25 protein-coding genes and 1 pseudogene are annotated in these 25,232 nt (G+C 72.4%); 24 read left to right on the top strand and 2 right to left on the bottom strand.

The genetic code is table 11. From position 1 onward, the window contains the following. Window positions 1-91: 91 nt before the first annotated feature. On the top strand, window positions 92-340 hold the full coding sequence (locus B5M43_RS03940; protein ID WP_055987855.1) for a DUF4287 domain-containing protein: 249 nt from the start codon (window positions 92-94) through the stop codon (window positions 338-340). A gap of 4 nt (window positions 341-344) precedes the next feature. On the opposite strand, the gene B5M43_RS03935 is transcribed toward B5M43_RS03940, so the two are convergent. Then, window positions 345-788, bottom strand: coding sequence for an Lrp/AsnC family transcriptional regulator (locus B5M43_RS03935; protein WP_134745999.1), 444 nt, complete (start codon window positions 786-788; stop codon window positions 345-347). A 151-nt stretch (window positions 789-939) separates the two neighbouring features. On the opposite strand from B5M43_RS03935, the gene pdhA reads away from it, so the two are divergent. From pdhA to B5M43_RS03920, 3 genes are read left to right on the top strand one after another with little or no spacing between them, the layout of a single operon-like run. Further along, on the top strand, window positions 940-2,043 hold the full coding sequence (gene pdhA, locus B5M43_RS03930) for a pyruvate dehydrogenase (acetyl-transferring) E1 component subunit alpha (RefSeq protein ID WP_134746000.1): 1,104 nt from the start codon (window positions 940-942) through the stop codon (window positions 2,041-2,043). Then, window positions 2,040-3,062, top strand: coding sequence for an alpha-ketoacid dehydrogenase subunit beta (locus tag B5M43_RS03925; protein WP_134746001.1), 1,023 nt, complete (start codon window positions 2,040-2,042; stop codon window positions 3,060-3,062). Before pdhA ends, B5M43_RS03925 begins: the two co-directional genes overlap by 4 nt. Then, window positions 3,059-4,516, top strand: a complete 1,458-nt coding sequence (locus tag B5M43_RS03920; protein ID WP_055987861.1) for a dihydrolipoamide acetyltransferase family protein — start codon at window positions 3,059-3,061, stop codon at window positions 4,514-4,516. Before B5M43_RS03925 ends, B5M43_RS03920 begins: the two co-directional genes overlap by 4 nt. A 55-nt stretch (window positions 4,517-4,571) precedes the next feature. Here B5M43_RS03920 and B5M43_RS03915 read toward each other — a convergent pair whose 3' ends face one another. Next, on the bottom strand, window positions 4,572-5,093 hold the full coding sequence (locus tag B5M43_RS03915) for a flavin reductase family protein (RefSeq protein ID WP_134746010.1): 522 nt from the start codon (window positions 5,091-5,093) through the stop codon (window positions 4,572-4,574). Window positions 5,094-5,404: 311 nt separating this feature from the next. Here B5M43_RS03915 and B5M43_RS03910 point away from each other — a divergent pair. The 20 genes and pseudogenes from B5M43_RS03910 to B5M43_RS03815 all read left to right on the top strand — a co-directional run. Beyond that, window positions 5,405-6,445: pseudogene (locus tag B5M43_RS03910) on the top strand (pyridoxal-phosphate dependent enzyme); the annotation flags it as partial. Window positions 6,446-6,459: 14 nt separating this feature from the next. Further along, entirely contained in the window at window positions 6,460-7,614 is a 1,155-nt protein-coding gene (locus tag B5M43_RS03905) for a cystathionine gamma-synthase (RefSeq protein ID WP_055987862.1), read from the top strand. A gap of 222 nt (window positions 7,615-7,836) precedes the next feature. After that, entirely contained in the window at window positions 7,837-8,478 is a 642-nt protein-coding gene (locus tag B5M43_RS03900) for an acyl-CoA synthetase (protein WP_134746002.1), read from the top strand. Next, window positions 8,475-8,789, top strand: coding sequence for a hypothetical protein (locus tag B5M43_RS03895; RefSeq protein WP_082542887.1), 315 nt, complete (start codon window positions 8,475-8,477; stop codon window positions 8,787-8,789). The genes B5M43_RS03900 and B5M43_RS03895 overlap by 4 nt, the downstream gene beginning before the upstream one ends. 112 nt (window positions 8,790-8,901) lie before the next feature. Beyond that, on the top strand, window positions 8,902-9,825 hold the full coding sequence (locus tag B5M43_RS03890; RefSeq protein ID WP_134746003.1) for a metal ABC transporter substrate-binding protein: 924 nt from the start codon (window positions 8,902-8,904) through the stop codon (window positions 9,823-9,825). Next, a complete protein-coding gene (locus tag B5M43_RS03885) occupies window positions 9,822-10,562 on the top strand; it encodes a metal ABC transporter ATP-binding protein (RefSeq protein ID WP_134746004.1) in 741 nt (246 codons plus the stop codon). The genes B5M43_RS03890 and B5M43_RS03885 overlap by 4 nt, the downstream gene beginning before the upstream one ends. Beyond that, on the top strand, window positions 10,559-11,422 hold the full coding sequence (locus B5M43_RS03880; protein ID WP_134746005.1) for a metal ABC transporter permease: 864 nt from the start codon (window positions 10,559-10,561) through the stop codon (window positions 11,420-11,422). The genes B5M43_RS03885 and B5M43_RS03880 overlap by 4 nt, the downstream gene beginning before the upstream one ends. Before the next feature lie 127 nt (window positions 11,423-11,549). After that, on the top strand, window positions 11,550-12,932 hold the full coding sequence (locus B5M43_RS03875; RefSeq protein ID WP_167626787.1) for an RDD family protein: 1,383 nt from the start codon (window positions 11,550-11,552) through the stop codon (window positions 12,930-12,932). Window positions 12,933-12,963: 31 nt separating this feature from the next. After that, window positions 12,964-17,622: an FtsK/SpoIIIE domain-containing protein gene (locus tag B5M43_RS03870; protein WP_230667627.1), complete on the top strand. Its 4,659-nt coding sequence runs from the start codon at window positions 12,964-12,966 to the stop codon at window positions 17,620-17,622. 99 nt (window positions 17,623-17,721) lie between these two features. Further along, window positions 17,722-18,018 carry a WXG100 family type VII secretion target gene (locus tag B5M43_RS03865; protein ID WP_230667624.1) on the top strand — a complete coding sequence of 99 codons (297 nt, stop codon included), beginning with the start codon at window positions 17,722-17,724 and terminating at the stop codon, window positions 18,016-18,018. Window positions 18,019-18,103: 85 nt separating this feature from the next. Beyond that, window positions 18,104-18,328 (top strand): hypothetical protein, encoded by a 225-nt coding sequence (locus tag B5M43_RS03860; protein ID WP_055987878.1) that lies wholly within the window; start codon window positions 18,104-18,106, stop codon window positions 18,326-18,328. A 10-nt stretch (window positions 18,329-18,338) separates the two neighbouring features. Continuing rightward, window positions 18,339-20,108 (top strand): ABC transporter substrate-binding protein, encoded by a 1,770-nt coding sequence (locus B5M43_RS03855; protein ID WP_134745273.1) that lies wholly within the window; start codon window positions 18,339-18,341, stop codon window positions 20,106-20,108. Between the two features lie 85 nt (window positions 20,109-20,193). Further along, a complete protein-coding gene (locus B5M43_RS03850) occupies window positions 20,194-20,895 on the top strand; it encodes a hypothetical protein (protein WP_134745282.1) in 702 nt (233 codons plus the stop codon). Further along, on the top strand, window positions 20,895-21,611 hold the full coding sequence (locus B5M43_RS03845; RefSeq protein WP_055987882.1) for a TNT domain-containing protein: 717 nt from the start codon (window positions 20,895-20,897) through the stop codon (window positions 21,609-21,611). Before B5M43_RS03850 ends, B5M43_RS03845 begins: the two co-directional genes overlap by 1 nt. Before the next feature lie 20 nt (window positions 21,612-21,631). Continuing rightward, window positions 21,632-21,895: a hypothetical protein gene (locus tag B5M43_RS03840; RefSeq protein WP_055987884.1), complete on the top strand. Its 264-nt coding sequence runs from the start codon at window positions 21,632-21,634 to the stop codon at window positions 21,893-21,895. 111 nt (window positions 21,896-22,006) lie between these two features. Next, the gene (locus B5M43_RS03835) at window positions 22,007-22,708 is read left to right on the top strand and encodes a hypothetical protein (protein ID WP_055988201.1); all 702 of its coding nucleotides are present in this window, start codon (window positions 22,007-22,009) and stop codon (window positions 22,706-22,708) included. 1 nt (window position 22,709) lies between these two features. Continuing rightward, entirely contained in the window at window positions 22,710-23,348 is a 639-nt protein-coding gene (locus tag B5M43_RS03830) for a hypothetical protein (protein ID WP_055987886.1), read from the top strand. 96 nt (window positions 23,349-23,444) lie between these two features. Then, complete coding sequence (locus B5M43_RS03825; RefSeq protein ID WP_055988203.1) at window positions 23,445-24,143, top strand: hypothetical protein; 699 nt, start codon at window positions 23,445-23,447, stop codon at window positions 24,141-24,143. Between the two features lies 1 nt (window position 24,144). Continuing rightward, window positions 24,145-24,807 (top strand): DNA/RNA non-specific endonuclease, encoded by a 663-nt coding sequence (locus B5M43_RS03820; protein WP_055987888.1) that lies wholly within the window; start codon window positions 24,145-24,147, stop codon window positions 24,805-24,807. Between the two features lie 8 nt (window positions 24,808-24,815). Next, window positions 24,816-25,211, top strand: coding sequence for a hypothetical protein (locus B5M43_RS03815; RefSeq protein WP_055987891.1), 396 nt, complete (start codon window positions 24,816-24,818; stop codon window positions 25,209-25,211). Window positions 25,212-25,232: the final 21 nt, after the last annotated feature.

Raw genomic sequence — 25,232 nt, 5'->3', positions numbered from 1 at the left:
CCCGATAGCGGCCCAGACTGGGACACGGTCGGGCTCAGACGGGCGTGAACTGGGACACGCCCCGGGCGGCCGATCCCGATAGCGTGAGCGCATGGCTGAGCACAGGGTGAGCGCGCCGGTGATCGCGCCCGGCGAGAAGGTCAAAGGGCCCGCCTCCTACTTCCCCAACATCGAGAAGACGTACGGCAGGCCCATGCAGGAGTGGCTCGACCTCGTGGTCGAGCGGCTCGACGGCGCATCGCACATGGATGTCGTCGCATGGCTCAAGGACGAGCACGGCCTCGGTCACGGCCACGCGAACGCGATCGTCGCCTACGCGAAGGCGGCGCTCGCGAAGTAGCCGCTCAGGCCTCGGCGATCGTGGGGATGTCCTCGAACACGATGAACGTGCGGGTCGAGCGCACCGCGGGGATGCCCTGCAACTCCTCCAGCACGACGCGGCGCAGGTCGCGGCTGTCGCGGGCGCGCACCAGCAGCAGCACGTCGAAGTCGCCGCCCAGCAGGGCCGCGTGGTGCACCTCGGGGATGCGCGTCAGCCGCTCCCGCAGGTCCTGCCAGTCGGCCTGCTCGACGTTGAGGCCCACGTACGCGCTCGCGTGCATGCCCTCGAGGATCGGATCGGTGCGCACCGTGAAGCCCCGGATGACGCCGGTGTCTTCCATCTTCTTCACGCGCGCGTACGCGCTCGCCCGTGACACCTTGACCTTCGCCGCGATGTCGCTGATCGACGCGCGGCCGTCGTGGCGCAGCGCGGCGAGGATCGCCCGGTCCGTCTGATCCAGCTCCATCGCAGGCCCCCCAAATCTCCAGTCCATCCTGGACGCTATGTGCACAACATGCCGCTTGCTCGGCAATCCGTCTCGCGATGGATCGACGGGGGCAGACGGATTGCCCCGCGCGACGCATCCTGGAGTCATCTACGACGACGTGGAGGAACTCATGGACGCCCCCGACGCCCTGCGCACGGATCTGCTGCCGCGCGAGCATCCCGTCCGGCTCATCGACGAGCACGGGCACCTGACCGAGGACGACCGCTACGCGGCGCCCCCGACCGAGCGCCTGCTGGAGGCGTACGGCGCGCTCGTGCGCGGCCGCCGCATCAACGAACAGGCGAACGCGCTCGTGCGCCAGGGCCGGCTCGCCGTGTACCCGTCGTCGCACGGGCAGGAGGCCTGCGAGGTCGCGGCCGCGCTCGCGCTGCGCGACGGCGACTGGCTCTTCCCGACCTACCGCGACTCGGTCGCCGTGATCACGCGGGGGGTCGACCCCGAGGAGGCGTTCGTGCTGCTGCGCGGCGACTGGCATGCCGGCTTCGACCCGCGCGCGCACCGCATCGCGCCGCACGCCACGCCGCTCGCGACCCAGCTGCTGCACGCGGTGGGGGTGGCGTTCGCGGCCAAGTCGCGCGGCGAGGACACCGTCGTGCTCGCGATGTGCGGCGACGGCGCCACGAGCGAGGGCGACTTCCACGAGGCCCTCAACTTCGCGGCCGTGTTCCACGTGCCGGTCGTGTTCCTGGTGCAGAACAACGAGTTCGCGATCTCGGTGCCGCTGTCGCGGCAGACCGCTGCGCCGTCGCTCGCGCACAAGGCCATCGGCTACGGCATGCCCGGCCAGCGCGTCGACGGCAACGACGTCGCGGCCCTGCTCGCGGTGCTCGGCGACGCGGTCGAGAACGCGCGCGAGGGCGGCGGGCCCGCGCTGATCGAGGCGCACACGTACCGGATGCAGGCGCACACGAACGCGGACGACGACACGCGCTACCGCGATCGCGAGGAGGTCCGGGCGTGGGAGGAGCGGGATCCGCTGCGCCGCATGCGCGCGCACCTGCTCGCCGAGGGAGCGCTCGACGACGCGACCGAGGCGGCGTTCGCCGAGGAGGCCGAGCGCACGGCGACGGCGATGCGCGACGCCATGAACCGCGAGGTGCATCCCGACCCCGAGGACCTGTTCCGCTTCGTCCACGCGGAGCGGACGCCGCAGCTCGACGCCCAGTGGGCGCAGCTGCGCGACGAGCTGGCACGCGAGGAGGCAGGCGCATGAGCATGATCGAGCACACCCGCACGGAGGTCGCCGCGCAGGAGGCCCCCGCGATGACCATGGCGGGCGCGATCAACCGGGCCCTCGCCGACGCGATGGAGGCCGACGGCTCGGTGCTCGTGATGGGGGAGGACGTCGGGAAGCTGGGCGGCGTCTTCCGCGTGACGGACGGCCTCGCGGCGCGCTTCGGCGAGCACCGCTGCTTCGACACCCCGCTGGCCGAGTCCGGCATCGTGGGCGCCGCGATCGGCATGGCGATGAACGGCCTGCGCCCGGTCGTCGAGATGCAGTTCGACGCGTTCGCCTACCCCGCGTTCGAGCAGATCGTGAGCCACGCGGCCAAGATGGCGAACCGCACGCGGGGCGCCATCCGGCTGCCGATGGTCATCCGGATCCCGTTCGGCGGCGGCATCGGCGGCGTCGAGCATCACTGCGACTCGTCCGAGGCTTATTACGCGCACACCCCGGGCCTCACGGTCGTCTGCCCGGCGACGCCGCAGGACGCCTACAGCCTGCTCCGCGCCGCGATCGAGCACCCCGACCCCGTGATCTTCCTGGAGCCGAAGAAGCTGTACTGGTCCAAGGCGCCCGTCGACGTCACCGCGCCCGCGGCGATCGGGCACGCGCGCGTCGCGCGGCCCGGCGCCGACGTGACGCTGATCGCCTACGGCAGCTCGGTGGGCGTCGCGCTGGATGCGGCCGAGGTCGCGGAGAGCGAGGGGCGCAGCGTGCAGGTCGTGGACGTGCGCACGCTCACGCCGTGCGACGACGAGACGCTGTTCACGGCCGTCCGCTCGACGGGCCGCGCGGTCGTGATCGCCGAGGCCCAGGGCTTCGCGAGCGTCGCGTCCGAGCTCGCCGCGCGCATCGGCGAGCACTGCTTCGAGCACCTCGAGGCGCCCGTGCGCCGCGTCACCGGGTTCGACATCCCCTACCCGGCGCCCAAGCTCGAGCACTTCCACCTGCCCGACGTCGACCGCGTGCTGGACGCGATCGACACGCTGAACTGGGAGGACCGATGACCACCGCGACCACGCAGGTGTTCCGTCTGCCGGATCTCGGCGAGGGGCTGACCGAGGCCGAGCTCGTGCAGTGGCTCGTGCAGGTCGGCGACGACGTGCGCGTCGACCAGGCGATCGCCGAGGTCGAGACCGCCAAGAGCGTGGTCGAGCTGCCCTCGCCGTTCGCCGGCACCGTGGTCGCGCTCCACGGCGAGCCCGGCACCATGCTCGCCGTCGGGCAGCCCGTGCTCGAGGTCGCCGCCGACGCCCCGGCGGCTGCCGTGCTCGTTGAGCGAGGGGGCGAAGCGACCGAGTCGAAACGCCCCGAGCCCACTCCCGACCGCACCGAGCTCGAGGCGTACCGCTCCGAGGAGCGGGCCGGATCCGGCAACGTCCTGATCGGCTACGGCACGAGTGAGCACCGCGCCGGCGCGCGGCGTCGCCGCCCGCGCCGCGTCCCGTCCGTCGGGCCGGCGGTGCGGATGTCGCCTCCTGCGGCCGACACGCGCACATCCGCCCCGCCGACCCGACACACGGCACCGGATGCGCCCGCCAAGCCGCCCGTGCGCTCGCCGCTGGTGCGCCGGCTCGCGCGCGACCTCGGGCTCGACGTCACCACCATCCGCCCGAGCGGCGCCGACGGGGTCGTGACGCGCGCCGACGTGCTGCGCGCCGCCAACGCCGCGTCGTCTGACGGATCGGCGGGGCTGACGGCGCCCGGTGGGGCCGCCGCGCCGACATCCGCACCGCAGACCCGTCAGACCGCACCCGCGCCTGCGGGCGACCTGCAGGTCGCGAGCCGCGAGCGGATGTCGATGCTGCGCCGGTCGGCCGCCGCGAAGTTCAGCCGCAGCCGGGCCGAGATCCCCGAGGCGACCGTATGGGTGGACGTCGACGCGACCGAGCTGTGGAGCCTCCGCCCCGCCATGGCGGCGCCGGGGGAGCGTCCGCCGTCGCTCACGGCGCTGCTGGCCCGCTTCGTGCTGCTGGCGCTCGAGGAGTTCCCGCTGCTCGCCGGGCGCCTCGACGGCGAGGACATCCTGACCTTCGACGGCGTCAACCTCGGCGTCGCGACCGACACGGAACGCGGGCTGATGGTGCCCATGCTCCCGCGCGCCGACCGGATGACGGTGCGCGACCTCGACGCCGCCCTGCGCGAGACGACCGAGCTCGCGCGCGCGGGCAAGCTGCCGCCCGAGCGCCTCACCGGATCGACGTTCACGCTGAACAACTACGGCGCGCTCGGCGTCGACGGCTCGGCCGCGATCATCAACCACCCCGAGGTCGCGATCCTCGGCATCGGCCGCGTGATCGAGAAGCCGTGGGTCGTGGACGGCGTCATGACGCCCCGCCGCATCGCGCAGCTGTCGCTCGTGTTCGACCACCGCGTGTGCGACGGCGGCTATGCGTCCGGCTTCCTCCGCCGCGTGGTGTCGGCGATCGAGTCCCCGCTGTCGCTCTACGCGCGGCTGTAGCCGGACACTCGTGGGGCGCGGGATCCGCAGCTCCCGCGCCCACGAGTAAGGGGCGTCAGTCGAGGCGCGAGTGGGCGCCGAGCTTGTGCCAGGTGCGGTTGTGGTAGACCAGCGGGCCGGCCTCGTGCTCGGCGCCGCGGTTGATCTGGCCCTGCAGCGCGTGCACCGCGACGACGGTCGATCCGCCCGCCTCGAGGTGGCTGACGACCTTGGCGCGTGTCCACGCGCGCACGCCGGGGAACACCGGCTCGCCGGTGGGGAGGCGCGTCCACGCCGACGTGTCGGCGAAGCGGTCCACGCCGCTCGTCGCGGCGAGCTTCGCGAGGTCGACGTCGTCGGCGTCGAGCAGGTGGACGACCACCGAGTCCGCCGCGAGGATCGACGGCGCCGCGGACGACAGCGAGGACACCGAGAAGATCAGGATGGGCGGATCCACGCTCACCGAGGCGACCGAGGTCGCGGTGAACGCCACGGGCCCGTCGGGACCCTGCGCCGTGATCACGGACACCCCGCCCGGGTGGCCGCGGCAGATCGCCTTGAACTGCTCGGCGTCGAGCGCGCCGGGGACCGACAGCATCGCGCCCGCGGGGCGCGAGGCCTCACGGACGTCGCGCGCCAGGGCCGCCTGGTTCTCGCTCATGGACCGAGACGTTACCGAGGCCCGCGCGGGCGGGCGCCGGCGGGCGACTTATTACGAAACGTTCGACACCGAAGCGCCACGGGGGAGCGGATGTCACGCGGGTCCGGCGTCATCCGGCCCGCGGTACGCTGGGTCCGTGCAGACCTGTCGTTGTCGTCGCTGAGAGCCCGCGCCCAGCGCACCCCACCGACAACCGACCGTTCCCGCGTCCACGCACCGCCGGCCGCGGCCATCCTGAGGACACGCCCTTGCGTTACGCACATTCCGTCGCCGACCTGGTCGGCCGCACCCCGCTCGTCCGCCTGAACCACGTCACGGAGGGCATCGCCGCCACCGTGCTGGTGAAGGTCGAGTACCTGAACCCCGGCGGATCCTCGAAGGACCGGATCGCCGCCAACATCATCGACGCGGCCGAGGCGTCGGGCGAGCTCAAGCCGGGCGGCGTCATCGTCGAGCCGACCAGCGGCAACACGGGCGTCGGCCTCGCGCTGGTCGCGCAGCAGCGCGGCTACCGGATGGTCTTCGTCGTTCCCGACAAGGTGTCGGAGGACAAGCGCGCCGTGCTGCGCGCCTACGGCGCCGAGGTCGTCGTGACGCCGACCGACGTCGAGCCGAGCGACCCGCTGTCGTACTACAGCGTGTCCGACCGGCTTGCGCGCGAGATCCCCGGCGCGTTCAAGCCCAACCAGTACGAGAACCTCAACGGCCCCCGCAGCCACTACGAGACCACCGGCCCCGAGGTGTGGGCCGACACCGAGGGCACCGTCACGCACTTCGTGGCGGGCGTCGGCACGGGCGGCACCATCACGGGCACGGGCCGCTACCTCAAGGAGGTGTCGGGCGGCGCGGTGCGCATCGTCGGCATCGACCCGGTCGGCTCGATCTACTCGGCCGCGAGCCACGACGACGTGCACGGCTACTTCGTGGAGGGCGTCGGCGAGGACTTCTGGCCCGGCGCGTACGACCCGAGCGTGGTCGACGAGATCGTCGCGGTGTCGGACGCCGACTCGTTCGCGATGACCCGCCGCCTCGCCCGCGAGGAGGGGCTGCTCGTCGGCGGATCGAGCGGCATGGCCGTGGCCGGCGCGCTGCGCGCCGCGCGCGACCTGCCCGCCGACGCGATCGTCGTCGTGCTGCTCCCCGACCACGGCCGCGGGTACCTCGGCAAGGTGTTCAACGACCGCTGGATGACCGAGCGCGGCTTCGAGGTCGAGACGCCCGAGTCGCTCGTGCCGGCCGACCTGACGGCCCAGCTCGCCGAGGCCACCAAGACCAACCGCCACGAGACCCCCGGGAGCGCCGCATGACCGCCTCGCACGACGCCCGTTTCGAGACCGCAGCCGTCCACGCCGGACAGGAGCCGGACGGCCCCACGGGCGCGGTCATCCCGCCCGTGCACTTCTCCACCACGTACGTCCAGGACGGCATCGGCGGCCTGCGGGGCGGCTACGAGTACGGCCGCTCGGGCAACCCGACGCGCACCGCGCTCGAGACCCAGCTGGCCGCGCTCGAGGGCGGTGCCCGCGCTCTGTCGTTCGCGTCGGGCCTCGCGGCCGAGGACGCGCTGCTGCGCGCCGTGCTGCAGCCCGGCGACGAGGTGCTGCTCGGCAACGACGTCTACGGCGGCACCTACCGCCTGCTCGCGCGCGTGCTCGGCCCGTGGGGCGTCAAGCTGCGCGTGGTCGACCTGAGCGACCCGGCCGCGGTAGACGCGGCGTTCGCCGAGCGCGCTCCCCAGGTCGTGTGGGTCGAGACGCCCAGCAACCCGCTGCTGCGCATCACCGACATCCGCGCCCTGGCGGAGAAGTCCCGCGCCGCGGGCGCCCTGGTCGTGGTCGACAACACGTTCGCGTCGCCCGCGCTGCAGCAGCCGCTCGCGCTCGGCGCCGACGTCGTGGTGCACTCGACCACCAAGTACCTCGGCGGCCACTCGGACGTCGTCGGCGGCGCGCTGGTGTTCGCCGACGAAGAGCTCGCCGAGAAGGCCAAGTTCCTGCAGTTCGCCGTCGGCGGGGTCTCGGGCCCGCTCGACGCGTGGCTGACGACGCGAGGCATCAAGACGCTCGCCGTCCGGATGGAGCGCCACACCGCCAACGCGCAGGCGATCGCCGAGTACCTCGACGGGCACGGGAAGGTGGCCCGCGTGTACTACCCCGGCCTCGCGTCGCACCCCGGCCACGACATCGCCGCCGCGCAGATGTCCGGCTTCGGCGGCATCGTGTCGCTCGCGCTCGGCGACGGCGCGGCCGCGCGCCGCTTCGCGGAGTCGACGCGCCTGTTCACGCTCGCCGAGTCGCTCGGCGGCGTGGAGTCGCTCCTCAACTACCCCGACGAGATGACGCACGCGTCCGTCCGCGGCACCGAGCTCGCCGTCCCCGACGACGTCGTGCGCCTCTCGGTCGGCATCGAGCACGTCGACGACCTGCTCGCGGACCTGGACGCCGCCCTCTCCTTCTAGGAGCGTCTCGCACGCTCGCGCCGACGCTCCGCGCCGGACACTCGCGAGCGAGGAACGTCGCTTCGCTCCGTTCGGCAGCGCTTCGCGCTGCGGTTGGCCGCATCCGCGGCACGCTCGCTGCGCTCGCACGACAGTCGGCCGGATGAGCCGTCCGCGCACGTTCTCGTCAGGATCCCGCAACTAGACTGGGTGGGTCCCGCTCGAAGAGATCCTGGATCCGTCATGCCCTCCGCCGCGCCCCTGCGAATGACCCCGCGTCACGTGCAGCTGCTGCGCGCGCTGTTCGCGGCCGTGGCGGCGCTCATGATCACGTTCTCGCCGGACCACTCGCACGAGGTGGGGCTGGCCGTGTTCGGCGGCTTCGGCATCGCGACCGCCATGGTCTTCGCACTGGCCGCTTGGCTGGTCGCTCCCGCCGGGCACCGCGGCGCGCCCGTGCTGCTGGGCGCCGTCCACCTCGCCGCCGGCATGGCCGCGAGCGCGGTCGCCCTGCGCTCCGAGACGCTGCTCTTCGTCGTCCTGATCGGGTGGGCCCTGCTGGCCGGCATCGTCGAGCTCGCGATCGGGATCACGCAGCGCGCCCGGCTGGGCCGATCGGAGTCCCGCGACGCCGTCGTCGTCGGCGGGCTCACGATCCTGCTCGGCGCGATCCTGATCTTCGTCCGGCCCGAGTACGCGCTGACCTACTCGATCGAGGAGGCGGGCGCCTTCACGCTCACGGGCACGACCATCGCGGTCGGCCTGTTCGGCGGCTACGCCGCCATCGTCGCGGTCTTCCTGGGCATCGCCGGGCTCTCGCCGGCCCCGTCCGAGCCCGCGAGCCTTGAGACCGCGGCCGCCGCGCCCCAGGAGGATCGACCGTGACCGACAAGCCCACCCGCCGCGACCTGATGCGCCCCGCCCAGCTGCTGGGGATCGCGTTCGGCGCCGCCCTGTTCGCGGGGCTGGTCACGGCGACCACCATGGGCGCGTTCCAGGCGCTGCCGGGCGAGGCTGTCGCGCACGCCTGGTCCGTCGCGGCGATCGCCGCCGGCGTCTCGTTCATCGTCGTCGCCCTGGGCCTGGCGATGCTGCTGCTCGTGGTCGATCCCGCGCAGCACGGCGAGACCGTCGACCGGCCCGTCCTGCTGCCCAAGGACCAGGACGACGCAGAGGGCGACCGGCCCGAGCGCTGACCCCGGTCGGACCCCGACCGCCCCGCGCGCTCAGTCGCGCCCACCTCCTTCCGGAGGCGCCGCGCCTCGATCGGGGGTTGTTTTCGGCGACCCGAAATCCTAAAGTTTCGGTATGCCTAAAAATCGTCACGCCGTCGTCCGCTCGCTCGCGCTGATCCTCGTCCTCGCGCCGGTGCTGAGCGCGTGCGGCTCCTCTGCGGATCCGGCCGACGACCGCCCCACGGTGCTGACGACGTTCACCGTGCTGGCCGACATCGCGCAGAACGTGGCGGGCGATCACCTCTCGGTGCAGTCGATCACCAAGGCGGGCGCCGAGATCCACGGCTACGAGCCGACGCCGGGCGACATCCGGCGCGCCGCCGAGGCCGACCTCATCCTCGACAACGGGCTGAACCTCGAGGCCTGGTTCGCGCAGTTCGTGGAGTCCGTCGACGTGCCGCACGTGGTCGTGTCGGAGGGCGTCGAGCCGGTCGACATCGCGGGCGACGCGTACGCCGGGACGCCGAATCCGCACGCCTGGATGAGCCCGCTCAACGTGCAGACGTACGTCGCGAACATGGTCGAGGCGTTCTCGGAGCTCGACCCCGCGCACGCGGACGACTACGAGGCCAACGGCGCCGCGTACTCGGCGCAGCTGCAGCAGGTGCACGACGAGCTGGTCGCGGCGCTCGCCGAGCTGCCCGAGGGGGAGCGGGCGCTCGTGACGTGCGAGGGGGCGTTCTCGTACCTGGCCCGCGACGCCGGCCTCGCGGAGGCGTACATCTGGCCGGTCAACGCCGAGCAGCAGGCGACGCCGCAGCAGATCGCGGCGGCGATCGAGTTCGTGGAGGGCAACGGCGTGGCGGCCGTGTTCTGCGAGTCGACCGTCTCCGACCGGCCGATGCGCCAGGTGGTCGAGGCGACCGGCGCCGAGTTCGGCGGCGTGCTCTACGTGGACTCCCTGTCCGAGCCGGACGGGCCCGTCCCGACCTACCTCGACCTGATCCGCCACGACGCCGACACGATCGTCGAGGCCCTGACGGGCGGCGGATCATGAGCGCCGCGATCGAGGTGCGCGACGTCACCGTCCGCTACGGCGACGTCCTCGCGCTCGACGACGTCTCGCTGAGCGTGCCCGCCGGCCGCGTCACGGGACTCGTCGGGATGAACGGATCCGGCAAGTCCACGCTGTTCAAGACCATCACGGGGCAGCTGAGGCCGGAGCGCGGCTCCGTGCTGCTCGACGGCGCGGACCCGGCGTCGGCGCGCCGTCGCGGCCGGATCGGCTACGTGCCGCAGAGCGAGGACGTCGACTGGTCCTTCCCCGTGTCCGTGCGCGACGTCGTCATGATGGGCCGGTACGGCCGCACGGGCATCACGCGCCGGCCGCGCGCGGCCGATCGGGCGGCGGTCGCGGAGGCGCTCGAGCGCGTCGAGCTCTCGGCCCTCGCCGACCGCCAGATCGGGCAGCTGTCCGGCGGGCAGCGCAAGCGCGCGTTCGTGGCGCGCGGCATCGCGCAGGAGGCGGACATCCTGCTGCTGGACGAGCCCTTCGCGGGCGTCGACAAGCGCTCCGAGGGCACGATCGTGCGGCTGCTGCGCGACCTGGCCGCCGACGGCCGCACGGTGCTGGTGTCGACGCACGACCTGCACGCGCTGCCCGAGCTGGCGGACGACGCGGTGCTGCTGCTGCATCGCGTGCTGTTCCACGGCCCGGTGGCAGAGGCGCTGCGGCCCGAGGCGCTCGCGCGCGTGTTCGGGCTCGAGCCGCGCGGCGGGGAGGACGCCGCATGAGCCCGCTCGACCTCATCCTGGACCCGTTGCAGTACGACTTCATGCTGCGCGCGCTCGCCACCACCGTGGTCGCGGCGATCGTGTGCGCGCTGCTGTCGTGCTGGCTGGTGCTGGTCGGCTGGTCGCTCATGGGCGACGCCGTCTCGCACTCCGTGCTGCCCGGGGTCGTGCTCGCCTACGTCGTCGGCGCCCCGTTCGCGCTGGGCGCGCTCGTGTTCGGGCTGCTCTCCGTCGCGCTGATCGGCGTCGTGCGCGGCACCAGCCGCGTCAAGGAGGACGCCGCGATCGGCATCGTGTTCACGACGCTGTTCGCGCTCGGTCTCGTGCTGATCTCGGTCACGCCGAGCAACACCGACCTGAACCACATCATCTTCGGCAACATCCTGGGCGTCTCCGCCGCCGAGCTCATCCAGGTCGCGGTGCTCGCGGCCGTGGCGCTCGCGGTGCTGCTGGTCAAGCGGCGCGACCTCACGCTGTTCGCCTTCGACCCGACGCACGCGTTCGCGATCGGGCTGTCGCCCCGCCTGCTGGGCGCCATGCTGCTGGGCGTGCTCGCGCTCACGTCGGTCGTGGCCCTGCAGGTGGTCGGTGTCGTGCTCGTCGTGGCGATGCTCATCATCCCGGGCGCGACCGCGCACCTGCTCACCGACCGGTTCGGGCGGATGCTCGTGATCGCGCCCGCGCTCGCGGTGGCGTCCTCGGTCGTCGGCATCTACCTGAGCTACTGGCTCGACGCGTCGCCGGGAGGCCTCGTGGTCGTGGTGCAGGGCGTCGTGTTCGCGCTTGTCTACCTGTTCGCGCCGCGCCACGGCGTGCTCCGCCGAAGCGCGCGGCGCAGGGCCGCGGCCCGCGCGCGCTGACGCGGCCGGGCGCGGCCAGGGGAGAGGTCCCCGCGCGGGCCCCGCGGCGCGGTCGCGCCGGCACGCGGTGGGTACTGTGGAGCCTGTCCGCGGGCCGTGCGCGGAACGGGAGGAGGGGGCCGACGGCGTGATCTGGGAAATCGACGACGAGACCCGTCCGATCGAGGGCGTCGACGCACAGGGGCGGCCCGATCCAGCCTACGCCGCCGCCCTCGGGCTGGTGCGCGCGCCCTACGGCCGCCGCGCGCTCGCGGCCCTCGTCGACGCGGTCATCTGGCTCGTGCTGCAGCTGCCGTTTCTGCTGGGTGCCCTCCCGCTGCTGCTCAAGCTGACCTCCGGGTCGATCTCGCTGTACGGATTCGTCAACCACCCGCAGTTCGTGCTCGCCGTGATCATGGCCGGCGTCAGCGTGCTGCTCTCGCTGATCCTGCTCGTCGTGCAGCTCGTGCTGCACGGGCGCCGGGGCCTGACGATCGGCAAGGCCGTGGCCGGCATCCGGTCCGTGAACGTCCTGACGCTCGAGCGCCCGGGCGTGGGGCGCGTGCTGCTGCGCGACCTCGTGCTGTCGGCGGTCGCGATCCTGCCGCTCGGCCTGCCGCTGTTCCTGATCTTGCCCGTGCTCGACCCGGACCGCCGCGGCCGCGCCTGGCACGACAAGGCGGGCCGGCTGTGGCTCGTCGACGTCCGCAAGGGCCTGAACCCGTATGACGAGAAGCGGATGCGCGTCGCGCGCAAGATGGTGCGCGCCGAGCCGATCGCCGAGCGGGCGCCGCTGCCCTCGCTCGCGACGTCGGCCGACCCGGTGGCCCAGGCGGGCTACCGGCCGGGGGGGCGCCTCAGCGCGGGCGTGATCGGCGCCGCGAAGCCCTACGACGGGGGTGTGCGGCCCCAGGTCGGCCTCACGGATCTCCCCGCCGCCCCGGTCGCACCGGTCGTGGGCGAGGAGGGGAAGCCCGTGCTCGGCGGCTACCGCCTCCGGGACGCGGCCGAGCCCGCGCCGCCGCCCGCCCCCGCCGACATCCCGGCCGCTGTCCCGGCCGCACCGGCCGCGCCGACCGCTGCCCAGCCCGCCCCGCCACCGCCCGCCCCACCCGCCGCCCCCGCGCGCCCCGCGCCGGAGCTGCCCGTCGAGGTGCTGATCGGGGCCGCCGCCGTCACCCCGGCCGCCCCGGCCAGGCAGCCGGCCCGGTTCCTGCTGCGCTTCGACGACGGCCAGCACGTCCTGGTGTCGCAGGCGATCGTGCTGGGCCGCCGGCCCGAGCCCTCGGGCATCGCCGCGGGCGCGCAGGCGGTCGCGATCGCCGACGAGACGCGCTCGCTGTCCAAGACGCACGCGGTCGTGCGCCCCGTCGACGGCGGCCTCGAGATCGTCGACTGCCATTCGACCAACGGCACGGCGGTCTTGCGCGGGGGCGTCGAGCACCCGCTCGCGCCCGGGGGCTCGGCGACCGCGGCGGCCGGCGATGTGGTGCGGATCGGGGACAGGACCGCGGCGGTGGAGCGAGTATGACCGCGCCGCGCACATACACGGGGGATCACGCATGAGGCTCAAGCTGACGCTGCACCGCCAGGGGGTGGAGCCGGTCGACATCGTCGTGACGACGGACTCGACCGCCACCGCGGGGGATGTCGCCCGCTACATCGCCGAGGCCGACCCGGCGCGCACGGTCGCGGCCTCCGAGGCCGACGTGCTCACGCTCGCCGTGGCGCCGCCCACGGGCGAGGCGCTCCAGCCGCTGCAGCCCGACGTGCCGATCGGCGAGGCGCCGATCGGATCCGGCTTCGCGGCGTCCGTCGTCAACCTCGGTCCGCACCACATCCCGTCCCTCCCCGAGGGGCAGCGCGACGCCGTGGGCGTGCTGCGCGCGACCGACGGGCCGCTCGCCGGTCAGGAGTTCCGCGTCGCCGCGGGGCACGTCTTCATCGGACGCGACGCGGGCAATGACGTCGTGCTGGCCGACCCCATGGTGTCCAAGCGCCACGCCCGCCTCGAGCTCGGCGCGCACGCCGAGCTGGTGGACCTCAACTCGGCCAACGGCGTGATCGTCGACGGCGTCTCGGTGCAGCGGGTGCGCATCGAGCCGGGCAAGCCCTTCGTGATCGGGGCCACGACACTCGTCCTGTACCTGGCGCGCGCGTTCGACGGGACGGCCGGCGGCGATCCGGTGCTGGAGCGGGGCGGCGGGCTGCTGTTCAACCGCAGCCCGCGCGTCGAGGTGCGCTACCCCGGCACGGCCTTCAAGGCGCCGCGCCTGCCCACCGAGAAGATCGGCCGCCTGTTCCCGTGGCCGATCCTGATCGCGCCGATCATCATGGGCATCGCGCTGTACTCGATGAACGGCAACCCGCGCGCCCTGCTGATGATCGTCATGACCCCGCTCATGGCGCTCGGCAACATCATCAACCAATCGGTCCAGAGCAAGAAGCAGACGAACCACGAGTTCCTGCTGTTCGAGCGGCAGTTCGAGAAGCTCGAGGAGGACCTCTTCCGCGGCAAGCCCGAGGAGGAGAAGGCCCGCAACGAGGAGGCCCCGCCGGTCGCCGAGGTGTTCGAGCACGCCATGCGGCTCGGGCCCATGCTGTGGACGCGGCGCCCCGAGCACTGGAACTTCCTGGCGCTGCGCCTCGGCACGTGCCGCCTGCCGGCCCGCAACACGATCGGCGACTTCGAGCAGCCCGACGGGCTGCCCGAGTACATCGAGCGCGTCGAGCGGCTGCGCGAGCGCTACGCGGATGTCGACGACGTGCCCGTGTTCGACACGCTCCCCGCCGCCGGATCCATCGGCATCGCAGGCCCGCACGCGCCCGTCGCCGACACCATGCGGGGCATCGCCGTCCAGCTGTTCGGCCTGCACGCGCCCAACGAGGTCGTCACGGTCGCGTTCGCCGACACCACGTGGATCGAGGAGCTCGACTGGATCAAGTGGCTGCCGCACACCACGAGCGAGACCAGCCCCTTCAAGAGCCAGGCGCTCGCCGACTCGGCGCCCACCTCCACCGCCCTGCTCAGCGCCTTGGAGGAGTACGTGCTGCGCGCGAGCGGGGGATCCTCCGAGCCGCGCGGCCCGTTCAAGGAGGACTGGAACCCGCTCGTCTACGGCACGGACGTCGCGCGCGCCGCCAACGACCACGCGCAGCGGCCGCGGGTCTCGGTCATCGTGTTCGTCACGAGCGACGCCCCCGTCGACCGCGCGCGCCTGACCGACGTGCTCGAGCGCGGCGCCGACCACGGCGTGCACGCGGTCTTCCTCTCGCCGACCGTCGAGTCGCTGCCCGCCGTGTGCCGCAGCTACATCGACGTCACGGGCGGGCTGGACGACGCCCGCGTCGGCCTCGTCCGCACGGGCGACCTGCTCGAGCACGTGCGCGTCGAGGGCGTGTCGAACGGCTACATGCAGATGCTGGCGCGCCGGCTCGCGCCCGTCGTGGACGCCAGCACGGTCGTGCACGACGCGTCCGACATCCCCAACTCCGTGATGTTCCTGCCGCTCGTCGGCCAGGAGATCGCCGAGGACCCGCACGCCGTCATCGAGCGCTGGCGGCAGAACAACACGATCATCGACCGCACCCCAGGCCCGCGCCCTCGCCTGAAGAAGGCCGGGTCGCTGCGCGCCATCATCGGCCAGGGCGCGACCGACGCCATGACGCTCGACCTGCGGTCCCAGGGCCCGCACGCCCTGGTGGGCGGCACCACGGGCGCCGGCAAGTCCGAGTTCCTGCAGGCCTGGGTGCTCGGCATGGCGTCGGCGCACAGCCCCGACCGCGTCACGTTCCTGTTCGTCGACTACAAGGGCGGCTCCGCCTTCGCCGACTGCGTCGACCTGCCGCACTGCGTGGGTCTCGTCACCGACCTCAGCCCGCACCTCGTGCGGCGCGCGCTCACCAGCCTGCGCGCCGAGCTGCACCACCGCGAGCACCTGTTCAACCGCAAGAAGGCCAAGGACCTCCTCGAGCTCGAGAAGCGGCAGGACCCCGAGACGCCGCCCGCGCTCGTGCTCGTGATCGACGAGTTCGCCGCCCTGGCGAGCGAGGTGCCGGAGTTCGTGGACGGCGTGGTCGACATCGCCCAGCGCGGCCGCTCGCTCGGCATCCACCTGATCATGGCGACGCAGCGCCCGGCCGGCGTGATCAAGGACAACCTGCGCGCCAACACCAACCTCCGCATCGCGCTGCGCATGGCCGACGAGTCCGACTCGCGCGACGTCGTCGACGACGAGATCGCCGCGACGTTCCCGCCGTCGATCCCCGGCCGCGCGATCGCGAAGACCGGCCCCGGCCGCCTCGTCCCCTTCCAGTCCGCCTACGCCGGCGGATGGACGTCCACCGACGACACCGTGCCGGTCGAGGTGCGCGTTGCCCAGCTCGGGTTCGGCACGACCGCCGAGTGGGAGCCCGACCGCCCCGCCGAGTCCGACGCCCACGAGCACGACCTCGGCCCGAACGACCAGAAGCGCATCGTGAGCACGGTGATCCGCGCGGCCGACGTCGCGGCGCTGCCGCGCCCGCGCCGCCCCTGGCTCGACGACCTCGCCCCGGTCGTCGATCTGCGCGACATCGAGGTGGAGGGCGACGGGCGCATCCCCATCGCGATGGTGGACGTGCCCGAGCGGCAGCTGCAGGAGGCCGCGGCGTTCGTCCCGGACCGCGACGGCTCGCTCGTCGTGTACGGCACGTCCGGATCGGGCAAGTCGACCGTGCTCAAGACCATCGCCACCGCGGCCGGCATGCGCCCGGACCGCGGCCGGGTGCAGGTGTACTGCCTCGACTTCGCCTCGGGTGCCCTCGGGTCGCTGACGAAGCTGCCGCACGTCGGCTCGGTGCTGGACGGCGCCGACGTCGACCGCATCCAGCGCCTGTTCCGCACCCTGGACGGCGAGATGGACCGTCGCGCGAGCGCGTTCTCGGCAGCCGGCGCCGCCACCGTGCAGGAGTACCGCGACCTGGTCGACCCCTCGATGCCGCGCATCATCCTGCTGATCGACAACTACCCCGAGTTCAAGAAGGACTGGGAGGTCGCGGCGGGGCGCGGACCGTTCTACCGGACGTTCCTGCGCATCCTGGGCGAGGGCCGTCCGCTCGGCGTGCACACCGTGATCACGGCCGACCGCGGCAACGCCGTGCCGAGCGCCGTGTCGGCGAACATCTCGCGCCGCGTGGTGCTGCGCATGGCCGAGCCCAGCCAGTACATGCTGCTGGGCACGCCCCGCGACATCCTGGACGACCAGTCCGTGCCGGGCCGCGCGATCATCGACGGGCACGAGGCGCAGATCGCGGTGCTCGGCGGCACGCCCAACGCGGTGGAGCAGACGAAGATCCTCACGGAGCTGGGCGACCGGCTGCGCGCGCAGGGCGTGCGCGACCTGCCCGAGATCGGCGCCCTGCCCCTCGAGGTCCGCACCGACGAGGTGCCCGCCACGGTCGACGGGCTGCCGGTGTTCGGCATCGCCGACGACACGCTCAGCGCGCGCGGCTTCGAGCCCCTCGGATCGTTCGTCGTCGCGGGGCCGCCCGCCTCGGGCAAGACGAACACGCTCAAGGCGCTGGTGGTCGCCATGGAGCGCTTCGATCCGGACGTGAAGCTGTACCACTTCGGCAGCCGGCGCGCGCAGCTCAAGGACTTCCGCCCGTGGGTCCGCAGCGCGACGCGACCCGAGGACGAGAAGGACCTCGCGACCGAGCTGACCGCGCTGGTCGCGGACGAGTCCACGACCGACCGGATCATGATCGTGATCGAGGACATCCCGCACCTCGCCGACGGCGCCGCGGACCGCCCCATGCGCGCGCTGCTGCAGGCCGTCGCGGACAGCGACCACCTGCTGGTCGGCGAGGCCGACATCAGCCGCGCGAGCGGCAGCATCGGCGTGCTCGGCGAGTGGAAGGTGGGGCGCCAGGGCATCGTGCTCAAGCCCGACACCTACGACGGCGACGCGATCTTCAAGATGCCGTTCGGCCGGGTCAAGCGCAGCGACTTCCCGGCCGGGCGAGGGATCTTCGTGCAGGCCGGCCAGGCCGTCACGATGCAGGTGCCTTTCGTGCCCGAGGATGCGCCCGCGACGCCGCCCGCGCCCGCGCAGCGCCCCGCCTCGGAGCCCGCCGACCCCGGTGCGGCCGCCGAGTCGCGACGGGCGCGGCGGGCCGCGGATCCGGCCCCCGCCGGCGCCGCGGGAGGCGCCCCCGTCGCGCCCGCGCATGGGGACTGATGCCCTGGGTACGGCTCCCCGTGGGCCAGGGCTTGCGGGTTGGCTAGCCTCATCGCAGGAGGCCATGGGGCCTGAACGAAGAACCGCTGGGAGGAATTCATGGCCGGACACGATTTCGGTGCAACCTATAGCGAGATGGAAGGCGCCGCCGCGAAGCTGCGCGACGGCCGCAGCAGCATCGGCGACACGCTGAAGGAGCTGCAGGGCATCATCGACGAGCTGGTCGAGGACGGCTTCAAGACCGAGAACGCCTCGGGCGCCTACCAGACCGCCTACCAGGAGCTCACGAGCAGCCTGGACGACGCGTCGGAGGCCGTGAACGACATGGCCGACGCGCTCGACAAGATGGCCGACCAGATCCGCGACACCGACGCGGGCATGGCCGGCGGCGCCTGAGCCGAGGACGACACCGGAGGCCGTGGTGCCGGTCGCGACGACCGGCGCCACGGCCTCTCCTCTTGGGGCTGAATAGGATCGGGATATGAGCGGGGCACAGACCTACTACTGGTACAACCTGCGGACGCAGCTGGTGGAGCGCGCGGACGAGCGCCCCTCTGACGAGGTGCTCGGGCCGTTCGCCACGGCGCAGGAGGCCGAGGAGTCGCCGGCCGTGCTCATCGAGCACGCGCGCGCGTGGCTCGAGAGCGAGGAGAGCGAGCCCTACCGCGCCATGGCCGAGAACGACGACAGCGCCGACCTCGCGTAGCGGTGGAGCCATGACGGCACACCGCGCCGTCGCGGCGCCGCTCGCCCTGGCGCTCGCCGCCGGCCTCGCGGCCTGCGCACCCGCCCAGCCCGCGACCGTCGTCCCCGGCTCCGAGATCGTCGTCGGATGGACCGGCGAGCTGACCGGCGTCAACGCCCAGGCGATCACGCACGCGACGCCCGGCGACCTCGACGTCGCGGAACTGACGCGCGCCGGCTTCGGCGACCTGATCGACGGCGAGCTGGTTCCGGACGAGGGCTTCGGCTCCGTCACGATCGTCGACGACGATCCGTTCACCGTCCGGTACGACCTCGCGGAGCCGTCCTGGTCCGACGGCATCCCGCTCGACGCGGCGGACCTCCTGCTCGGCTGGGCGGCGGCGTCCGGCTTCTTCGCCCCCGAGTCCTTCGACCCCGAGGCGCATCGCGACGCGGAGGGGGTCTACCGGCCGGTGCCGGGCGTGCCGTGGTTCGACGTGGTGCCGAGCGGGCTGCGTCGCTCGGCCGCACCGCCCGCGGTCGACGAGTTCGCCCGCGCGATCGAGGTGACGTTCGAGGAGCCGGTCGTGGACTGGCAGCACGCCCTGGCGGTGTCGGTGCCGGCGCACGTCGCGGGGCGGCTGGCGTTCGGACTCGACGACGACATGGAGGCCAAGCAGGCGGTCGTCGCCGCGGTCCGCGACGGCGACGCCGACGCGCTCGAGCGGCTCGCCGACGTGTGGAACGAGGGCTTCGCGCTCGATCCCTCGGGCGAGCTGCCCCCGCACCTGCTGCTGTCGAGCGGTCCGTTCCGCGTGCAGCAGGTGGAGCAGGACGAGGCGGGCCAGAGCGTCGTGCTCGTGCCGAACGAGTCGTATCGCGGAGCGCCCACGCCGCAGTTCGCCCGCGTCCGCCTGGTGCCCCCCGGTGACGACCCGGTCGCCGCGATCGGCGAGCAGCTGGACGTCGTGCAGGTGGCGCCCACTTCGGAGAACCGGGCTCCCATCCGCGAGCTGGAGCGGACGGACTTCGCCGTGGACGCCCAGCACGACGGCACGGTCTGGGCCCTGATGCTGAATCCCGGCGGCATCTTCACGCAGCACGCGGTGCGCACCGCGTTCCTGCACGGCGTGCCCCGCGGCGACCTCGTGGAGCGCGGGGCGGGCGAGTGGGCGTCCGTGTACCCGCCTTCGACCTCGATGGTGACGGCGCCCGGATCCCGCGCGTACGACATCGCGAACGAGGACTCCGGCTTCGCGCAGACGCTCGGCGAGCCCGCGGGCCAGCCGGAGGAGGAGCGTCAGGCCGTCGGCGTCGCTCCGGGCACGCGGGTCTGCGTGCTCTACGACCGCCGCAGCGCGTTCGCCTCCGGCGCGTTCGCGGCGCTGCGCGACGCGGGCGCCGAGGCGGGGTGGGGCATCGCCGACTGCGGCAGCGACGACTACGCCGCGGCGCTCGCCGACCGCGACTGGGACGCCGCGATCGCGCGGGTGCCCATCCCGCAGACCCCGGCCGAGATCGCCGCGCAGTGGGGCGCCGAGGGCGCGGCGTCGGTCACGCGGCACGCCGACCCCGAGCGCGACGAGCTGATCGCGCGGCTCGCGCGGACCGCCGACGTGTACGAGGCGCGCGACGTGCGCGCGGCGATCGAGGCGACCATCGTGCGGGCCGCCGTGGCCCTGCCGCTCGCCGCGAACCCCCGGATCACGATCGCAGACCGCGACGTGACCGGCGTCGCCGGCCGATCCGGGCCGGTCGCGCCCCTCACCCACGACTCCGTCCAGTGGGCGCCGGCGCCGTAGACGCGGCGCGACCGCGGGTCTTTGTCCCCATGGTGACGCCGGCGCCGCCCCGCCTACCCTCGAGCGGGGAGGTCTTCACGTGGGCATGATGTTGCCGAACGAGTTGGTGTGGGTCATGGAGAAGCTGGGCTTCGAGTGGCCGGACATCGATGAGGATGAGGTGCGCAAGGGCGCCGTTCTGCTGCGCAATTACGCGTCGGACATGGAATCGGCGATCCAGGCGGTCGACCGCAAGGTGAACAGCGACCTCGCGGGCGCGATGCGGGGCCAGGCCGGGCCGGCGTACGTCAGCGCGTGGAACACCAACCGGTCGCAGAACCTGCAGAAGCTGCTCGACCTGATGTCCCCCGCCGCCTCGGGCATGGACGTCGCGGCGGACGCGATCCTCGCGCTCAAGATCAAGGTGATCGCGGATGCGACCACGACGATGATCGCCCTGGTGGCGATGCTGACCAACCCGTTCACGGCGGCGGGCGCGGGTCCGATGCTGATCATCAAGAAGAAGCTGCTCAATGCGGCCGTGGACATCGTGGTGGAGCAGCTGATAAACCAGCTCGCTCCGCTCGTCGTGGAGCCGATGGCGGAGCAGCTGCCGGCGCTCGTGGATGCGATCCTGGACGCGCCGATGGTGGAGGGACAGGCGGGTGACTCGGATGAGTTCTACGCGGACCTCGAAGCCCTGGAGCAGGCGCAGGGCGACATGAAGATGCACGGCGCGGACATCCAGCAGGTGACGTCGACGTTCTTCGCGGAGTTCTCGGCGCTCGACTTCGGGGGTGACGACTGATGTCCATCAAGCCCGTCATCCGGGAGGTCAAGGAGGCCGTGCTCCGCGGTTTCCGTCACGCGGACGCCCGGCTCCACCAGCTCGGCGACAACCACAGCGATCACCTGAAGGACGTCGTGCGCAAGGTGCGCGGCCAGGACCGGTACGAGCCGTCGCATCGTGCGGACGGCCGCCCCCGGGTGACCGGCGGCCGCGGGTACCTGCCGCTGCACGCCCGGCGCGACGAGCTGGTGCCGAAGCCGTCCAATCTGACGCCCGACGGCAAGATCGACTGGAGCCAGGCGCCGAAGGGGGGTTTCCGGCTCGACGGCAACGGCGACCCGATCAAGCACGATCACACGCCCCGCGCAGGCGACGTGTTCGACCGCTACGGCGGTCCCGGCGGCCGCTACGTGTCTCCGGTTCCCGGCGACGGACCGTTCTCCTACGGCTCGCGATCGCTTCCCTACGAGGAGAACCCGAGCGCGTACCACCAGTACGAGTGGACGCGCGACCTCTCGGAGCTTCCCGACGCGTACCAGAACGCCAGCGAATCGACGCGTGAGAAGATCGACGCGCTGCTCGCCAAGTACGGCGGCAGCCTCACGGACATGACGAGCGTGCAGCGCGGCGAGGCCGCCCCGGCCTTCGGGGAGCCCGGTGGCGCCGTGCAGGACCTGCTGCCGCTCTCCCCGAACCTGCTGCAGCAGCTCGGGATGATCCGGGAGATCCGATGACCACGACGGGAGCACCCGCGATGAATCGCGCAGAGCTGAAGAAGATCATCGCCGACGAGGGTCTCGTCGACGCCCTGTTCCTGGACGAGGAGTCGATCGACGAGGACGCGGTCGTCTTCGAGCCGCGCGGATCCGAGTGGGCGGTCTACCTCACGACCGAGCGGGCGACGGTCGTGCCGGCCACGTTCCGCACGTTCACCGACGAGTCCGAGGCGCTCGAGTACATGCTCCTCAAGCTGAGGCAGAGCGCTCGCGCGCGGGAGCTGCTCGCAGAAGACGAGTGACGGACCCCGGGCGGGCCGACCTCCATGGGCAGGAGGCACCCGGGGGTGCGCTCCCCATGGTCGCGACCGTGAGCAGTCCGTAACGTCCTCCGCGGAGGTGGGGCCGTGGGCATGATGCTGCCGGACGAGCTGATCTGGATCATGGACAAGATGGGGCTCGAGTGGCCCGACGTCGACGAGGACGAGGTCCGCCGCGCCGCGGACCTGGTGCGCGCGTACCGCGACGACATGGAGGCCCTCGTCCAGGCCGCGGATCGCCGCATCAACGGCGACATCGCCGCGGCGATGCGCGGACAGGCCGGAGCGGCGCACGTGAACGGCTGGAACCTGAACCGGTCGCAGAACGTCCAGAAGCTGCTGGACGTGCTGGGCCCGGCCGCGGTCGGCATCGACATCGCCGCCGACATCGTGCTGGCGCTCAAGATCAAGGTGATCGCCGACGTCACGATCACGCTCGCGCAGCTGATCCCGCTCCTCGCGGCGGGCCCTTTCGGCGCGGGCGGCGCGGCCGTCCTCATCCTCGCGCGCAAGAAGCTCTTCGACATGGCCATGGAGGCGACGCTCGAGAAGGTGATCGACGAGGTGCTGCCGCTCGCGGTCGAGCCCCTGGCCGAGAAGGTCCCGGGGCTCGTGGCGGCCCTGCTGGACGCCCCGGTCGTCGAGGCGACCGTCGGCGACGCCGACGAGTTCTACGCCGACCTCGAGGCCCTCGACCAGGCGGCCGCCGACATGGACGCGCACGCCGCCGACGTCGAGCTGCTGACCGATCAGCTGCTCGCCGACCTCGCCAACCTGCAGATCTCGGGAGCCTGACATGAGCAGCCTGAAGGTCGTGATCCGCGAGATCGTCGACGCCGTGGACGGCGCCGGCCGCGAGTTCAAGCAGGGCTTCGCCGGCGCGTTCCGCAAGCGCGGGGGCAAGCACCGCGCCGACGCCGACGCCATCCGCGGGCTCGACCGGCGTGCGGCCGGCGATGCGAAGCACCGGGGCGACCGCAAGGGGCCGACGTCGCACAGCAAGGACTACGACGTCCGCGAGGACGTGGCGCGCGGCCTGGCGTCGCTCGACCACCGGCCCCGCCACCGGTCCGACGACTACGACCCGTTCCGAGACGCCGGCACGTCCGTGGCCAAGGAGCTCCAGGCCGTGCCGGGCGACGTGCTGGACGAGGTCGAGGGCGTGCCGAAGAAGGTGCCCGGCCAGATCCGCGAGGAGCTCTACGAGGACGCGATCGGCCAGAGCAGCCCGGACGAGTACGGCGTGACGTCCAAGGGTGACATGAGGTTCCTCGCGCCGGCCTCGCAGGCGGGCGACCTGCGGGCGCTCAGCCGCGTGGAGCTCGAGCAGCGGCTCGGCCTGGAGCCCGGCGCGCTCGACGGCGCGACCGTGACCGTCAAGGCCATCCCGGACTCGCGGTTCGTGAGCATCGAGATCGACCGACCGGGCGACTGAGCGGCACGACATGGGCAGGTCGCACCGGGGATGCGGTGCCCATGGTCGGCTCGGCGCCCCCTTCGTACAGTCGACCCAGGAGGTGGCGCCGTGGGGATGATGTTGCCGAACGAGTTGGTGTGGGTCATGGAGAAGCTGGGCTTCGAGTGGCCGGACATCGATGAGGACGAGGTGCGCCGGGGTGCGGATCTGCTGCGGGCGTATGGGGCGGATCTGGAGTCGGCGATCCAGGCGGTGGATCGCAAGGTGAATGGTGATCTGGCCGGGGCGATGGTGGGTCAGGCGGGTCCGGCGTATGTGGCGGCGTGGAATGCGAATCGTTCGCAGAATCTGCAGAAGCTGGTGGATCTGATGCCGCCGGCGGCGTCGGCGATGGATGTGGGTGCGGATGCGATCTTCGCGTTGAAGATCAAGGTGATCGCGGATGTGACCACGACGATGATCGCGTTGGTGGCGATGCTGACGAATCCGTTCACGGCGGCGGGTGCGGGGGCGATGCTGATCATCAAGAAGAAGCTGTTGAATGCGGCGGTGGATGTGGTGGTGGAGCAGCTGTTGAATCAGCTGGCGCCGATGGTGATCGAGCCGTTGGGGGAGCAGCTGCCGGCGGTGGTGGACGCGATTCTGGATGCGCCGATGGTGGAGGCTCAGGGCGGGGATTCGGATGAGTTCTCGGCGGATCTGGCGGCGTTGGAGCAGGCGCAGGCGGATATGAAGATGCATGGGGCGGATATTCAGACGGTGACGTCGCGGTTCTTCTCGGATTTCCAGGCGTTGAACTTCGGGGGTGATTGAGGTGGGGAAGTTCAAGCCGATCTTCGAGAGCCTGTCGGAGGCGGCGGTGCGGGGTGCGCGGCATGCGGACGTGAAGCTGCCGCAGCTGGCGAAGAACCACGCGGACCAGCTGGACGACTTCGTGCGCCGCACGCGCAAGCAGGACAAGTTCACCGACAAGCCCGACACGCCGCAGAGGCGCACGCGCACCGATCTCGGAAACGGGCCCAACCGCAAGACCACGATCTGGGACCGCGACACGGGCCGCCCCATCTCCGAGACCGGCACCGTCAAGAAGGATTTCGGCTCGTCCACCCGCCGGGACAATGCGACCGAGATCGGCCGCCTGGGCGACAAGGGCGATCACGGCGGACACCTCGGCGCGCACCGGTTCTTCGGCGATACGCCCGACGAGGGCATCGCGCCCCAGGCCGGCAACCTCAACATCGGCGCCTGGAAGACCATGGAGAACGAGTGGGCCGCCTGGGTGAACCGGGGATACCAGGTCGACTACTCGATCGACGTCTTCCCGCCGGGTGCCGTGCGGCCCGATTCGTTCTCGGTCAAGTACTCCGTCACGAACCCGACGACCGGTGAGGTCGTCTACCGCAACCGGCCTGAGTTCGACAATGTCGCCGGAGCGGTGTTCGATCGTGTGAAGACCGCCGACATGCCGAGACTGTGAGGAGCTCCATGACCGACGAACAGCTCACCGAGGACGCCAGCGTCGCGCTGATCCGGGCGCTCATCGAGAACCTCGAGGACGCCGCGGACGACTGGGAGTCGTTCTCGCTGGTGCTCGGGCTGAACGAGGGCCGGTTCTTCCAGGCCTACGGCTACGCGTACTCGCCCGACGGGACGATCTCGGCCGTGACCGTGAGCCCTCGCGCGGTGCGTCCGGAGGTGGAGCGGTACCTCGCCGGGTACTTCGGGCCGGACGACGCCCTGCCGATCAAGCTGCTCGTGCAGTTCGACAGCACCACCGGCCGGTACGGCGTGACCTTCGAGGACACGGACACCGAGCGGTGGAAGGTGAGCCCCGCGAACATCGATGCGATCCGCGAGGAGCTGCGCCCCGCCTTCGACTGACGCCCGCCGGCGCCCCCGGGG

The organism is Microbacterium sp. MEC084 (assembly GCF_004514465.2).
In the GTDB taxonomy this organism is placed as follows: Bacteria; Actinomycetota; Actinomycetes; order Actinomycetales; family Microbacteriaceae; genus Microbacterium.
The sequence above is the reverse complement of the archived record's forward strand: the minus strand, read 5'-3'. Positions and strand labels throughout refer to the sequence as shown.

What these genes read in the sequence shown, in the direction of transcription:
- B5M43_RS03940 (WP_055987855.1), top strand. Translation starts at nt 92, where the DNA reads ATGGCTGAGCACAGGGTGAGCGCGCCGGTGATCGCGCCCGGCGAGAAG.
- B5M43_RS03935 (WP_134745999.1), bottom strand. Translation starts at nt 788, where the DNA reads ATGGAGCTGGATCAGACGGACCGGGCGATCCTCGCCGCGCTGCGCCAC.
- pdhA (WP_134746000.1), top strand. Translation starts at nt 940, where the DNA reads ATGGACGCCCCCGACGCCCTGCGCACGGATCTGCTGCCGCGCGAGCAT.
- B5M43_RS03925 (WP_134746001.1), top strand. Translation starts at nt 2,040, where the DNA reads ATGAGCATGATCGAGCACACCCGCACGGAGGTCGCCGCGCAGGAGGCC.
- B5M43_RS03920 (WP_055987861.1), top strand. Translation starts at nt 3,059, where the DNA reads ATGACCACCGCGACCACGCAGGTGTTCCGTCTGCCGGATCTCGGCGAG.
- B5M43_RS03915 (WP_134746010.1), bottom strand. Translation starts at nt 5,093, where the DNA reads ATGCTGTCGGTCCCCGGCGCGCTCGACGCCGAGCAGTTCAAGGCGATC.
- B5M43_RS03905 (WP_055987862.1), top strand. Translation starts at nt 6,460, where the DNA reads ATGACCGCCTCGCACGACGCCCGTTTCGAGACCGCAGCCGTCCACGCC.
- B5M43_RS03900 (WP_134746002.1), top strand. Translation starts at nt 7,837, where the DNA reads ATGCCCTCCGCCGCGCCCCTGCGAATGACCCCGCGTCACGTGCAGCTG.
- B5M43_RS03890 (WP_134746003.1), top strand. Translation starts at nt 8,902, where the DNA reads ATGCCTAAAAATCGTCACGCCGTCGTCCGCTCGCTCGCGCTGATCCTC.
- B5M43_RS03885 (WP_134746004.1), top strand. Translation starts at nt 9,822, where the DNA reads ATGAGCGCCGCGATCGAGGTGCGCGACGTCACCGTCCGCTACGGCGAC.
- B5M43_RS03880 (WP_134746005.1), top strand. Translation starts at nt 10,559, where the DNA reads ATGAGCCCGCTCGACCTCATCCTGGACCCGTTGCAGTACGACTTCATG.
- B5M43_RS03870 (WP_230667627.1), top strand. Translation starts at nt 12,964, where the DNA reads ATGAGGCTCAAGCTGACGCTGCACCGCCAGGGGGTGGAGCCGGTCGAC.
- B5M43_RS03865 (WP_230667624.1), top strand. Translation starts at nt 17,722, where the DNA reads ATGGCCGGACACGATTTCGGTGCAACCTATAGCGAGATGGAAGGCGCC.
- B5M43_RS03860 (WP_055987878.1), top strand. Translation starts at nt 18,104, where the DNA reads ATGAGCGGGGCACAGACCTACTACTGGTACAACCTGCGGACGCAGCTG.
- B5M43_RS03855 (WP_134745273.1), top strand. Translation starts at nt 18,339, where the DNA reads ATGACGGCACACCGCGCCGTCGCGGCGCCGCTCGCCCTGGCGCTCGCC.
- B5M43_RS03850 (WP_134745282.1), top strand. Translation starts at nt 20,194, where the DNA reads ATGATGTTGCCGAACGAGTTGGTGTGGGTCATGGAGAAGCTGGGCTTC.
- B5M43_RS03845 (WP_055987882.1), top strand. Translation starts at nt 20,895, where the DNA reads ATGTCCATCAAGCCCGTCATCCGGGAGGTCAAGGAGGCCGTGCTCCGC.
- B5M43_RS03840 (WP_055987884.1), top strand. Translation starts at nt 21,632, where the DNA reads ATGAATCGCGCAGAGCTGAAGAAGATCATCGCCGACGAGGGTCTCGTC.
- B5M43_RS03835 (WP_055988201.1), top strand. Translation starts at nt 22,007, where the DNA reads ATGATGCTGCCGGACGAGCTGATCTGGATCATGGACAAGATGGGGCTC.
- B5M43_RS03830 (WP_055987886.1), top strand. Translation starts at nt 22,710, where the DNA reads ATGAGCAGCCTGAAGGTCGTGATCCGCGAGATCGTCGACGCCGTGGAC.
- B5M43_RS03825 (WP_055988203.1), top strand. Translation starts at nt 23,445, where the DNA reads ATGATGTTGCCGAACGAGTTGGTGTGGGTCATGGAGAAGCTGGGCTTC.
- B5M43_RS03815 (WP_055987891.1), top strand. Translation starts at nt 24,816, where the DNA reads ATGACCGACGAACAGCTCACCGAGGACGCCAGCGTCGCGCTGATCCGG.